The 13,409-nt window shown below is 36.5% G+C and carries 12 protein-coding genes; 11 read left to right on the top strand and 1 reads right to left on the bottom strand.

Features of this window, described 5'->3' with window-relative positions:
- Positions 1-26: 26 nt before the first annotated feature.
- The 11 genes from H6G44_RS09775 (at position 27) to H6G44_RS09725 (ending at position 11,983) form a co-directional block, all read left to right on the top strand.
- Entirely contained in the window at positions 27-1,094 is a 1,068-nt protein-coding gene (locus H6G44_RS09775) for a tetratricopeptide repeat protein (RefSeq protein ID WP_190386370.1), read from the top strand.
- Between the two features lie 213 nt (positions 1,095-1,307).
- Positions 1,308-2,789, top strand: a complete 1,482-nt coding sequence (locus H6G44_RS09770) for an efflux RND transporter periplasmic adaptor subunit (protein WP_190386369.1) — start codon at positions 1,308-1,310, stop codon at positions 2,787-2,789.
- A gap of 24 nt (positions 2,790-2,813) precedes the next feature.
- Positions 2,814-4,031 (top strand): ABC transporter permease, encoded by a 1,218-nt coding sequence (locus H6G44_RS09765; protein WP_190386368.1) that lies wholly within the window; start codon positions 2,814-2,816, stop codon positions 4,029-4,031.
- 325 nt (positions 4,032-4,356) lie between these two features.
- Positions 4,357-5,883: a ferredoxin:protochlorophyllide reductase (ATP-dependent) subunit B gene (gene bchB / locus H6G44_RS09760; RefSeq protein ID WP_190386367.1), complete on the top strand. Its 1,527-nt coding sequence runs from the start codon at positions 4,357-4,359 to the stop codon at positions 5,881-5,883.
- A gap of 229 nt (positions 5,884-6,112) precedes the next feature.
- Complete coding sequence (locus tag H6G44_RS09755) at positions 6,113-6,448, top strand: hypothetical protein (RefSeq protein ID WP_190386366.1); 336 nt, start codon at positions 6,113-6,115, stop codon at positions 6,446-6,448.
- Positions 6,449-6,660: 212 nt separating this feature from the next.
- A complete protein-coding gene (locus H6G44_RS09750) occupies positions 6,661-7,623 on the top strand; it encodes a DUF5677 domain-containing protein (RefSeq protein WP_190386365.1) in 963 nt (320 codons plus the stop codon).
- A 119-nt stretch (positions 7,624-7,742) separates the two neighbouring features.
- Complete coding sequence (locus tag H6G44_RS09745; protein ID WP_190386364.1) at positions 7,743-7,985, top strand: type II toxin-antitoxin system prevent-host-death family antitoxin; 243 nt, start codon at positions 7,743-7,745, stop codon at positions 7,983-7,985.
- Between the two features lie 20 nt (positions 7,986-8,005).
- Positions 8,006-8,383 (top strand): hypothetical protein, encoded by a 378-nt coding sequence (locus tag H6G44_RS09740; RefSeq protein ID WP_190386363.1) that lies wholly within the window; start codon positions 8,006-8,008, stop codon positions 8,381-8,383.
- Between the two features lie 533 nt (positions 8,384-8,916).
- On the top strand, positions 8,917-9,099 hold the full coding sequence (locus H6G44_RS09735; protein WP_190386362.1) for a type II toxin-antitoxin system Phd/YefM family antitoxin: 183 nt from the start codon (positions 8,917-8,919) through the stop codon (positions 9,097-9,099).
- Between the two features lie 114 nt (positions 9,100-9,213).
- Positions 9,214-10,083, top strand: a complete 870-nt coding sequence (gene nadC / locus H6G44_RS09730; RefSeq protein WP_190386361.1) for a carboxylating nicotinate-nucleotide diphosphorylase — start codon at positions 9,214-9,216, stop codon at positions 10,081-10,083.
- Positions 10,084-10,288: 205 nt separating this feature from the next.
- Positions 10,289-11,983 carry an ABC-F family ATP-binding cassette domain-containing protein gene (locus H6G44_RS09725; protein WP_190386360.1) on the top strand — a complete coding sequence of 565 codons (1,695 nt, stop codon included), beginning with the start codon at positions 10,289-10,291 and terminating at the stop codon, positions 11,981-11,983.
- 69 nt (positions 11,984-12,052) lie between these two features.
- Here H6G44_RS09725 and H6G44_RS09720 read toward each other — a convergent pair whose 3' ends face one another.
- Positions 12,053-13,402 (bottom strand): TldD/PmbA family protein, encoded by a 1,350-nt coding sequence (locus H6G44_RS09720; RefSeq protein ID WP_190386359.1) that lies wholly within the window; start codon positions 13,400-13,402, stop codon positions 12,053-12,055.
- Between the last annotated feature and the right edge of the window lie 7 nt (positions 13,403-13,409).

Below are 13,409 nucleotides of genomic sequence, written 5' to 3'. Positions count from 1 at the left end.
CAGCCAGAATTTCACGGTTATATCTTATGAAACAGTGGTATTTACTATCAAGAAATCTGATTAATATAGCCAATCTAAAGTTGCCAGTTTTGACTTTTTATATGGTACTATTCATCTGTTTATTTACTAATACAGGTGTAAAAGCCATTAATATTACCGAACAAATTCAACGTCCTTTAAATAATTACGCTGGTCAATCATCGCGCAATGCGGCCGATAAATTATTAAGAGAAGGTAGACAGCAATTATCTCAAGGATTTTCCCAAAAAGCCCTAAAATTATCCTTATCAGCTTTAGAAATTTATCATTCATTAGGTGATTTAAAAGCCCAAGGTTTAACCTATGATTTACTAGCTAATATCTATCTGCAATTAAGTGATATTAACAATGCTGAAGATGCCATTCGTCGACAGGTAGCAATTGCCCGCGACAATCAGGATTTTCAAAATCAGATTTTTGCCCTGAATAATCTAGCCACATTATTTCTAGAAAAAGGCGAAAACATTGCCGCTAAACAAACTCTTGAAGAAGCATTAATCATAGCTCGTAATGTTATGAACATTGAAGGACAAGGGCTATCTTTAAGTAATTTGAGCTTAGTTGCTCTCAGAAAAGGTGATTATAATGAAGCCGTGAAAATTGGTAAATATGCCTTAACTTTTCGCCGCCAAATTAGTGATACCATTGGTGAAGCTAATACCCTTAATAATATTGGTGATGCTTATTTAGCTATGGGTGATTATCAAAATACTATTGATAGTTATTATTTAGCAATGCAGTTAGCTAAAAAAAGTTTTCAGCCTTCTAGCCAATTACGAGCTATTGATGGTTTAGTCACAGCAAATACTATCATAGGACGTTATAATCAAGCCTTAAAACTGTTGGAAACCCGGGTAAAAATTACAGATTCCATGAAAAATCCCGCAGAATATTTAAAATATTTAGCTATTTCTGGGGATATTTATGAAAAAATGGGTAACTTTACCAAAGCTAGGGATTTTTATATACAAGGTATTTCCATAGCCCAAAAATTAGAAGATAGTAAACAACAAAGTTTATTGGTTTATAAACTCAATGAATTAAAAAGACGTTAATCATAAAATTCTAGATATCCGATTTTTTAAAAGAGTCGGGAATCTAAATTAAATCATCTAAATTGAAAAATAGGAAATAAGTCATGTTTACAAATTAAAGAAGAGTATGATAATATGGTTATGGAGAAGATAAAAATTCAGGAAAATTAGAGATTCATAGATTTTTAACTATAAAAGATTCTTACTAACTTCTATTCCCAACCTTTTTTGATCATGATTTTTTACATAGAAATTCCCTTAATTGGTAAAAAAGTTAAATATCCATTACGTTGGTTAATGGGTTTGATAGCTAGTGGTGTTTTAATTGTGGGAACAACAGCCACTATCAAAACCATTCAGCAAAGAAATAAACCCCTAGATATTAGTAAATTAACTGTTCCTGTAGAAGCAAAAAGCGTAACTGTCCGCATTACTGCAAGTGGTAAAGTTCAACCAGTTCAAAGTGTGAATATTAGTCCTAAAAATTCTGGAATGATAGCAGATTTAAATGTTGAACAGGGAGATACTGTCAAACAAGGACAAATAATTGCTCGCATGGATAACTCAGAAATTAAAATGCGAATCCTCCAATACCAAGCCAATTTAGAACAAGCAAAAGCACAGTTAGCGGAAAGTTTAGCGGGAAGTCGTCCAGAAGAAATTGCCCAAGGAAAAGCCCGTGTAGCGCAAGCACAGGCTCAATTAGAGATTATCCGTGAGGGGAATCGTTTACAGGAAATTCAACAAGCACAGGCTCAAGTAGACTCGGCAAAAGCTTCTATAGAACTAACTCAATCACGGTTAAAACGATATCAAGACTTAGCAAAAGATGGGGCAATTTCTCAAGATAGTTTAGAACAATATATCAGTGAAAATAGAAAAGCAAAAGCTAATTTACAAGAAGCTCAAAAGCGATTATCCTTGCTCAAAATTGGCAATCGTAACCAAGATATTCAAAAGCAACAAGCAATAGTTAATCAAGAAAAAGAAGGATTAAGAAAATTAGAAAATGGCAATCGTCCTGAAGAAATTACCAGATTAAAAGCAGCAGTAGCTATTGCCGAAGCTCAATTAAAACAACAACAAGTACAATTAGAAGATACAATTATTCGCGCTCCTTTCACGGGAATTATTACTCAAAGATACGCGACAATGGGGGGTTTTGTTAGTCCGGCTGTTTCTGCTTCTAGTAATGCTTCTGCTACCTCAACTTCTATAGTAGCTTTAGCTAAAGGATTAGAAATTTTAGCAAATGTTCCTGAAGTCGATATTCCTCAAATTAAACAGGGACAAAAAGCAGAAATTACTATTGATGCTTATCCCGATGAAATTTTTCAGGGACAAGTGCGATTGATTGCTCCTGAAGCGATAGTTGAGCAAAATGTCACCTCTTTTCAGGTGCGTATTACTATTAGCAAAGGGGCTGAAAAACTACGTTCAGGAATGAATGTGAGTGAGATAACATTTCTTGGTAATAATATCGAAAACGCGCTGTTAATTCCCCAGGAGTTAATCGTTACTCGCAAGGGAAAAACTGGGGTGTGGTTATTAGGTGAAAAAAATAAACCTGAATTTAGTTCTGTCAAAATTGGTGCGAATATTGATAATCAAGTTCAAGTTTTAGATGGTCTTAAAGCCGGAGATCGTATATTTATTGACCTACCTAAAACAAAAGAAAAAGGAAAAACAGAACAGGGTAAAGAAAATAAAAATTAAACATACTCATATTCAGCATAAATTATGGACATTTTAGAAAGCATGAAAATGGCAACTACCACCTTATTAGCTAATAAGTTGCGGAGTAGTTTGACCATGTTAGGAATTATTATTGGTAATGCATCAGTTATTGCTATGATTGGGATTGGAGAAGGGGCAAAAATATTTACAAATAAACAATTTCAATCATTAGGACCGAATACTTTATTTGTTATTCCCGGTAGTCCAGGAACTCGCAGTAGAGTAACAGGAGTACCTAGAACTTTGGTTTTACAAGATGCTAAAGCAATAGCTAAACAAGTTCGTGCAGTTAAAGAAGTTGCTCCAGAAATTAATAACCGAATTACAATTACCTATCGGAATATAAATACAACTAGCACGGTTATCGGTACAACTCCTAATTATCCCACCGTGCGTACTTTAGAAATCAAAGAAGGCAGATTTTTTAATAATTTTGATATTAAACGGAGTAAAAGAGTAGCAGTATTAGGACCAGATTTAGCCAATAAACTATTTGATAATCAAAATCCTATTGGTCAGAAAATCCGCATTCAAAATACTACTTTTCAAATAATTGGTTTAACTGTAGCTAAAGGTTCTTCCTTTGGGAGTAATAATGATGATACCGTCTATATTCCCATTAATACTATGTTTAGTCGTTTAGTTGGGAGAACATCCCCTTTTGGTATTAATATTTCTATGATTTCTGTATCGGCAAAAGATGAAAATAGTATATCAGCAGCAGAGTTTCAAATGACAAATTTACTGCGTAGACGGCACAAAATTATCCGCGAAGATGATTTTACAATTCAAACCCAAAAGAACCTCTTAGAAATCAGTAATTCTATTACCGGAGGATTGACAATAATGTTAGCAGCAATAGCTAGTATTTCCTTATTTGTTGGTGGTATTGGAATTATGAATATAATGCTAGTTTCTGTCACCGAACGTACCCAAGAAATTGGACTTCGTAAAGCTATCGGTGCAACGCAACAAGACATTCTCTTACAATTTATGATTGAAGCTGTGATATTATCAGTAACTGGTGGTTTAATTGGCATTATTTTAGGAGGTGGTAGCATTGTTTTAGTAGGCATATTTACCCCTTTTCAATCTACAATCTCCCCTGCAGCAGTTCTTTTAACTGCGAGTGTTTCTGGTGCTATTGGTTTATTTTTTGGTGTCGTTCCTGCCCGTCGTGCGGCTCAACTTGATCCTATGGTAGCACTAAGAACCGCGTAAAAATAATTAATAATTACTTATTCTAGTTTCCTCCTGTTAATATATACAGCGGTTTTCGCTTTTATGAGGTACAAAGTTGAATCATAAAACTCTTGTGGTGCGGGCATCTTGCCCGCTAGATATGTACCTCATGACACTAGTAAGTGCTGTAAAAGATTTATAGGTGTTAGGTGCTGAGAGTGTCAATAGCTAAGTTTTAGCGTTCCCCAAGCAAGCAACCCCGTAACAAAGCTTATTTGTTAATAGCCAATAGATTTGAGATAATCAGGATCGATTTAATAATCAAGCGCTTATAGTTATTTAACTTGTCAAGGGAGAAGACCGAATGAAATTAGCTTACTGGATGTATGCAGGACCAGCCCATATTGGCACTTTACGAATTGCTACTTCTTTTAAAAACGTTCATGCAATCATGCACGCGCCCCTAGGTGATGACTACTTTAACGTCATGCGTTCCATGCTATCGCGGGAGAGGGATTTTACCCCAGTCACAACCAGCGTCGTTGATAGAAACGTTTTAGCCCGTGGTTCTCAAGAAAAGGTGGTAGACAACATCACCCGTAAAGACGCGGAAGAACACCCCGATTTAATTGTCTTAACTCCTACCTGCACTTCCAGCATTTTGCAAGAAGACCTACACAACTTTGTGGAACGGGCCCAATTAGAAGCAAAAGGGGACGTAATGCTGGCGGATGTCAACCATTACCGCTACAATGAACTACAAGCCGCAGACCGAACTTTACAACAAATTGTCCAATATTACATTGAGAAAGCCCGGAAGCGGGGGGAATTACCAACACAGAAAACCGCTAAACCCTCGGTTAATATTATCGGCGTTTCTACTCTTGGTTTCCATAATAACCACGATGTCACGGAATTGAAGCGGTTAATGACTGATTTGGGAATTGAGGTCAATATTGTTATTCCTGAAGGTGCGTCTGTTCACGAGTTAAAAACTATGCCTCAAGCTTGGTTTAACTTAATTCCTTATCGGGAACTGGGGTTAACTACAGCTAAGTATTTAGAAGAACAATTTGGCACTCCTTACGTAGATATTACGCCCATGGGTGTTGTGGAAACTGCTAGATGTATCCGTAAAATTCAGCAGGTAATTAACGCTCAAGGTAGTGATGTTAATTACGAAGACTTCATTAATGAACAAACTCTGCACGTATCCCAAGCGGCTTGGTTTTCCCGTTCTATTGACTGTCAGAACTTGACTGGGAAGAAAGCGGTGGTTTTTGGTGATAATACTCATGCTGCGGCTTTAACAAAGATTCTGGCGCGGGAAATGGGGATTCATGTGGTGTGGGCTGGGACTTATTGCAAATATGATGCTGACTGGTTTAGGGAACAGGTGAGCGAATATTGCGATGAAGTATTAATTACAGATGATCATGGTGAAATTGGGGATGCGATCGCTCGCGTTGAACCTTCTGCTATATTTGGTACGCAGATGGAACGTCACGTTGGTAAACGTTTGGATATTCCCTGCGGTGTCATTGCAGCACCTATTCACGTGCAGAATTTCCCCATTGGTTACAAACCATTTATGGGTTATGAAGGTACAAATCAAATCACAGATTTAATCTACAATTCCTTTACTTTGGGAATGGAAGATCACTTATTAGAAATCTTTGGTGGACACGATACCAAGGAAGTAATTACCAAAGGAATTTCCGCGGAATCTGGTTTGAATTGGACAAAAGATGGCCAAGCAGAATTGAATAAAATTCCTGGTTTTGTACGCGGAAAAGTGAAGCGAAATACTGAAAAGTTTGCCCGTGAACGTGGGTTTAAAGATATATCGGCTGAGGTATTGTATGCAGCTAAGGAGTCTGTAGGGGCATAGGTAAGAAGAGTGAGTAGTGAGGGCGAATATTTTAACCTTCGCTACTTGCTTTTTTTTATAACAGTGTTTATAGTTAGAGTGTTTCAAGCAATAAATGATCCAAAACCTGTCACTATCCTACGGGAAGAGAACACCCACGCAATGACAATTGGGCATTTTTTTAGTTGGAATACTCTTATACTCATTTTTTGTATCAAATTAGACTCAGTTAAGTTAATTCAATAACTATATGGATGAAGTAGTCAGAAAGGTTGCGGCTTTAGGTTTCCCTGGTGTATTGCTTGTAGTAACAATGGCCGCTACTGGTTTAGCTGGAGGTGCTGCTATAACTACTGCCTTAGCAGCTTTGGGCGGACCATTTGGAATGATAGGTGGTATTGCGGCTCTTGGAGTTGCTGGATTAGTAGCAGATGCTCTAGGTAAATATGGTATTGATGGTCTTTTAACAGGAATATATCTAGAGCGAAAGAAAAAAGAGCCAGTAGCAAAATTGTGTAAAGAAATTGACGATTTACCTATTTCTAGCGATTTGAAGCGCAAACTTAGGGATGCTATAGATTGCTAAGATAGCAGAAGTGTTGAATGTTAAGATTTTGAGGATTGTGTCCAAGTTGTGCATTGGTATTGGTGATACCAAATTTGATCAATTAATGACTCTATTCTCAATAGACAATGGATTTTACCTGGGTAAAACGCAAAGATTGTAAAGTTTTATTGCAGGATTCAACACTTGTGCTAAGATAGCTTTAAATACTTTCGTACAAGTATCCATTGAAAATGGATACTATTTATTTGATCTTTAAAACAACACTTATGAATTACTCAGAACTATTAGATATTTTCCAATCATCTCTCTGTCTTACGAATAAAGTTTTTAATTTCTTAGACGCAAATTATGAGGAATTAAATGAAAAAAATAAAATAAGGCATCATATTCTGTTCAAAATGAAGTCTACTAGCACAACTATTTTTAAAATCTTAAATCAAGATACAGAAAATCCAAATTTTATAGATTTCTCATCAGCAGCAATTCTCACAAGAAGTATCCTAGAATGTTACAAAACATTTTATTATTTAACATCTGATACTTTGCTTGCATACGAATTGGAATTTAGGTTACTAATACTGGAGTTATATGATACTCTTGAAAGGCAAAAAATGATTCAACTATTAAAAGCAAGGGAGTTAGAAGAAATAGAAAAACAAGAACTAAAAGAGCAATTAGATGAAGTGAAAAATAAAATTAAAATAAATCAATATTATCAACTACTTGAATTAGAGAAGGAAGAACATCAAAAATACAAACAACTTTTTGAGAAAGATGATACGTGTAAAAATTTATTTTCTGAAGAAGATAAATTTGATAAAGCTGTTATGGATGTCGCTGGGTGCTTTATAAGCCATTATAAGGTACTTTCCAACAGATTAGTCAAGATTATTCCTGGATATGAACATGAAGAAGAAAAGATTAAACACAGATACAAGTTTTTATATAAGTATTTATCTAATTTTGTTCATGTAAGTCCATATTCTATTTCTCAACATTCGCATCTTATTTCCATAGATGAGTTAAAAAAAATTGTCCTCCCTATTATATTTTATTTGAATATTGCCAATAATGACATATTAGATGATTTTCCAGATTTAGAAGAAGAGCTACAAGTAAAAACAAATAACCCTGAGATTTTTGAAGGGTTAGGTGAATTTATTGAATGGTTGAGATGTGATATTATAAACTAATCATTGAGTCCGTTTTAACGGACTTCGACTATTAGACTGGGAATTAATTCCCAGACGGTTTAGAAAGCTAACTGATAATATTAAAAAATATCAGCTACAGCATGAGGAAAAATCCCACCATGTCCAACCAAACAAACTTAACAGATGCTCGTAATAACCTAGCTGACATCTGCGCTCAAGTAGTTGCAGATAGAGAAGTAATGATTATTACCCAACCTAACGGTGAAAATGTCGCCCTTATTGCTGCTGACGAATTAGCAAGTTTATTAGAAACAACTCATTTACTGCGATCGCCTAAAAATGCAGTTTATCTAATTAGTGATGACAGGATTGATTTTCTCCAAGCTAGATTTCATTATTGAAACTTGGGGAAGTATTAAACATGAAAAACGACAAACAGCTTAAAATAGAAAAAATCAAACTCATGGCTGATTATGAATGTTACCCGTTATGGTGGGTAAATTCTGATAAAGCTGGAGATATTGACCCAGAAACATTACCACTGAGTCAAGAAACTATTAGCCGTTTGGAAAAATGGGCAGATATTTATGATGCGAAATTAAACTGGGAAGATCCTAATTCATCAGGTTTTCCTAGTTTAGAGGCTAAAGCCGCTTTTGAAGCAGAAGGTATTAGTTTGTGGAAGCAACTACAAAAAGAACTTGCACCTAATTATGAAGTTTTCTATTTCAGTGAAACTTTACGTAAAGTTGTCAGTGATATGAATGAATTAGACTCTTTACCTACTGTCTATGCTTAACTGATAGTCAACGAAAATAAAACTAATCATAACAACAGCCATCTTATTCCAATGGGTAGAACTAAAATAAGATGTTCCTAACAGCCCGGTAAAAACTCGAAATAAGGGCGTTTTCTTATATCATCTCAATCCTACTACAAGCCAGCCAGAACCAGGATATATTTTAGAAGTTTTTGAAGACGGTGAAACGCTGGATGTTGCTTCTGTTCCTATTTCCTGGGTTAACCCTCTTCCTGAAAGTTGGGGAAGTGTTGAATATAATACTAAACAGACAGTTTAAGGGACTTCCAAAAAATAAATTACTCAAATAAACGAACCACAGAGGCACGGAGGACACAGAGGAATGAGAGTTTGAGAGATTTTCTGCGTTAGGTGGTTGAGTGTTTTTTTATTTGGAGGTCCCTAAAGTATAATCATTGAGTCCGTTTTAATGGACTTCGGCTATGAGACTGGGAATTAATCTCCCAGACGGTTTAGAAAGCTAACTGATAATATTAAAAAATATCAGCTACAGCATGAGGAAAAATCCCACCATGTTCAACCAAACAAACTTAACAAATGCTCGTGATAACCTAGCTGAAATCTGCGCTCAAGTAGATAGAGAAGTAATAATTATTATCCAACCTGACGGTGAAAACGTCGCCCTTATTGCTGCTGACGAATTAGAAAGTTTATTCAAAACTACTTCCCACTTTTTACACCCGACTGTTTTTTAGCCAGACGTAAAATAGTTACTTCGTACTAGATTTTGCATTCCCAAATCCGGGCTAATACTTTATTTATTTGCAAATTTTTGATACTCTTAAGTAGATATAAAAATTAAGGCTAATATGAAGAGTTCAGTGGCTGTACTACCACCGTTTTTAGTTTTGGATCAATTGTTACAGAGTTGGTTGCTGGAGGATATTGGCAGGGGTGATCGTACTACTCAATCTCTATTATCTCAAAATTCGACCAAAGGACAAGCTAAATGGATCGCTAAAGCACCAGGAATAATCGCTGGTTTACCGGTTGCTGCTAGGGTGTTTCAGCTTTTAAATAATCAAGTCAATTTGATAAATGTTACAGAGGAGGGTACACTATGTAAGCCAGGACAGGTAATAGCAGAAATTAATGGTTCTCTGGACGCGCTGTTAATGGGGGAAAGGGTGGCGTTAAATTTAACAATGCGATTAAGTGGAATTGCCAGTTTAACTAGTTTATATGTGGAGAAAATAGCTGATTTACCCACTCAATTAGTTGATACGCGCAAAACTACACCTGGGTTGAGAATTTTGGAAAAATACGCGACTGCATTGGGTGGTGCTATTAATCACCGTATGGGTTTGGATGATGCGGTGATGATTAAGGATAATCATATTCTGGCTGCGGGAGGAATTAGGGAGGCCATTACCCGCGTTCGTTCTCATATTCCCTATCCCCTAACAATTGAGGTGGAAACGGAAAGTTTGGAACAAGTCCAGGAAGCCTTGAATTATAAAGCGGATATTATTATGTTGGATAATATGTCTTTAGAAACGATGAGTCAAGCTGTGTCGTTAATTCGTCAAGAAGATAGTCGGGTGAAAATTGAGGCTTCAGGAAATATAACCTTAGAAACTATTCGCGCTGTAGCAAAAACTGGTGTTGATTATATTTCTACTAGTGCGCCCATTACTCAGTCTAAATGGTTAGATATAAGTATGAGAATAGTTCAATGAGCTAATATAATATTTAATTTATACATACATTGGCAATTAGAGATATTGTCACTCTGCAAGCATTAAAATCAGGGAGCGAAAAGATAAAAACGTGATAGGTAAAGAATTTATGTTCATAGTCAAAAAATTGTACATAAGGGGTTAAATTTTGTTAAGATTATGTACGGCGTTAGCTTTGCCCTTTTCCCTACCCACGAGACATTTCATGCTGCGATTAGAACATATCAGTAAAATTTATCCTACGGGCGAAGTTCTTAAAGATATCAACTGGGAAGTCAAACCAGGAGATCGGATTGGTTTGGTTGGTGTTAATGGTGCGGGAAAATCCACCCAACTGAAAATTATCTCTGGGGAGATTGGACCGACTGCTGGGGAAATTATTCGCCCCTCCAGCCTACATATAGCTTATCTTAACCAAGAATTTGAGGTTGACCCCACCCGGACAGTCAGGGAAGAATTTTGGACTGTATTTAAAGAAGCTAACGAAGTGCAGATGGCTTTATCTCACATTCCCCATGAGATGGAAACTGCTAATCCCGAAGAGTTAGATGAGTTAATTCATAAGTTAGATCGGTTACAGCGTCAATTTGAGGCCTTGGATGGATATAACTTAGACTCACGCATTGGTAAGATTTTACCAGAGATGGGATTTCAATTGGAAGATAGCGATCGCTTAGTTAGTGCTTTCTCCGGTGGTTGGCAAATGCGAATGAGTTTAGGGAAAATTCTCCTACAAAAACCCGACCTATTACTACTGGACGAACCGACAAACCACTTAGATCTAGAAACCATTGAGTGGTTAGAAAATTATCTCCGGGGTTTAATTACTCCCATGGTGATAGTTTCCCATGACCGGGAATTTTTAGATCGTCTATGTAACCAAATCGTGGAAACTGAAAGGGGTGTTTCCAGTTCTTACCTGGGTAATTACTCATCATACCTCCAACAAAAGGCGGAAAATCAGTCAGCACAACTTAACGCTTACGAACGTCAACAAAAAGAATTGGAAAAACAACAAGCATTTGTTGATAAATTCCGCGCTAGTGCTACCCGCAGTACCCAGGCAAAAAGTAGAGAAAAGCAACTAGATAAAATTGAACGGATCGAAGCTCCCGTAGGTGGAGTCAGAACCCTACATTTCCGTTTTCCTGATGCCACTCGTAGCGGTAGAGAAGTGGTAGAAATTAAGGATTTAACCCATATTTATGGGGATAAAATTCTGTTTTTATCGGCAAATCTTTTAGTCGAAAGAGGAGACAGAATTGCATTCCTGGGTCCTAACGGTGCGGGTAAATCCACGCTGTTAAAAATTATGATGGGTGTTGAACCACCTACGGAAGGGATTGTTAAATTGGGTGATCACAATGTGATTCCTGGTTACTTTGAACAAAACCAAGCGGAAGCCTTGGATTTAAATAAAACCGTCATGCAAACTATCCATGACGAGGTTCCGAGTTGGACTAATGAAGAAGTCCGCACATTGTTAGGAAGATTCTTATTTACTGGTGATACTGTATTTAAGAAAGTTGGAGCATTGAGTGGAGGTGAAAAAGCTCGGTTAGCATTGGCAAAAATGCTGTTACGTCCAGCCAATTTAATCATTTTAGATGAGCCTACCAATCACTTAGATATTCCGGCTAAGGAAATGATGGAAGAGGCTTTACAAAACTATGAAGGTACGGCTATTGTAGTGTCTCACGACCGTTATTTTATCTCCCAAGTAGCTAACAAAATTGTAGAAATTCGTGATGGTGATTTTCATGTTTACTTAGGAGATTATCACTACTATCTTGATAAGAAAGCTGAGGAGAAAGAACTGGCGGAATTAGCAGCATTAGAAGCTGCAAAAGCTGCAAAAAAAGCTGCAAAATCTGCAAAAGCCGGAGCAAAACAGAAATAGGTAATATGGCCAATGGGTGACTGATTCTGGTTTTCTGTCACCTATTTTTTACTGGTACACAACTAAGATTTATAAGGTATAGGTGAAATCATTTACCAACATACCGGGAACTAAACTACCTCCTAATTGTCTACTTTCGTAAGTTCCCACTTCGGGAATAAATTCTGAACTGTTGGTGAAGTCAATGAGATTTTCTGCTCCCCAAAAGCGATAGAGACTTTCATCAAAACGCAGATTGGCAATGGGAGCAATAATTTCCCCGTTTTCCACCCAAAAGCAAGCATAACGAGTCATACCTGTAATTCTACCAGATGGGCGATCGCTCCAATTTAAATAGTGTAAATTAGAAATATATAACCCTGTATCTAAATTTGGTAAAATATCCTCAAATGTCAAATTACCAAGGCTAATGTCTGGAGAACGTAATGTTTCTGAACTATTTGCACCATTAGCGGGTTTATTATATTCCTTCGCAGTGCGAGAATTAACTAAGCTATTAATTAAAATACCTTTTTCAATTAAAGTTAATTCCGGTACAGCTATTTCTCCTAAATTATTAAATCTGGGAACTAAACCACTTTGAAAATTTTCTCTTAAAGTAAATTTTGGGGAAAGTTGTTTTTCTTGACGTGATAAAGCAGCTAAGGCGCTATTACCTTGTTGGATATCCGCTTCACTAATAGCACCCCAGGAAAGCATACCTAATAAATCAGCTACCGCAGCGGGAGCAAAATAGGTTTTATATTGTCCTTTGGGTAATTCTTTAACTGGACGAGATAGCATTTCTAACTGCTTTTTTCCATCATTTATTTTAGCTAAATAAGCAGTTTCATTCCACTCACTACCGGCAAAAGTTCCTTTAACAGCTTGTGCTGATGTCATAAATAAGGAATAATCTAAATTAAATGAATCAGTGACAAACCAATGTTTTTGTTCACTAGAATCACCATAACCTCTAATGACAATTCCTCCAGCATACATTCCGGTAAAATCTAAATTAGCAACGGTTTCGAGAATACTGGGAACTAATATTTCTGGAGTCAGTAATTTACCAGTATTAACTTCTCGACTGATATTATTTCCTGATGGTATCACTAAATAAGGATCAATTGGTAATAAAGGCAATTCATGACGTAATTCTTGTAAAGCTGTATAAGCTAATTCCCAATCTATATCCCAATTTCCAGTAAAGGAAAATTGACGAAAACTACTACGTTGATTGGCCATTAAGGTCAATTGAATCGAACCGTCTTGAACATAACCTGTTTGTCTAACTTTAGCAGAATTAAAGCGAGTAAATTGACTGCTTTCGCTGCTAAGTCTCACTGTAAAATGTTCATTTTCTGCTTTTTTAATCAGCAGAGTTTCCACAAGTTGATTAAAAGTTTTTTCTAGGGTTGATAATTCTTCTGGTTTCATTTTTTAA

The sequence above is a fragment of the Aphanizomenon flos-aquae FACHB-1287 genome (assembly GCF_014698755.1).
GTDB lineage: Bacteria > Cyanobacteriota > Cyanobacteriia > Cyanobacteriales > Nostocaceae > Dolichospermum > Dolichospermum flosaquae.
The sequence above is the reverse complement of the archived record's forward strand: the minus strand, read 5'-3'. Positions and strand labels throughout refer to the sequence as shown.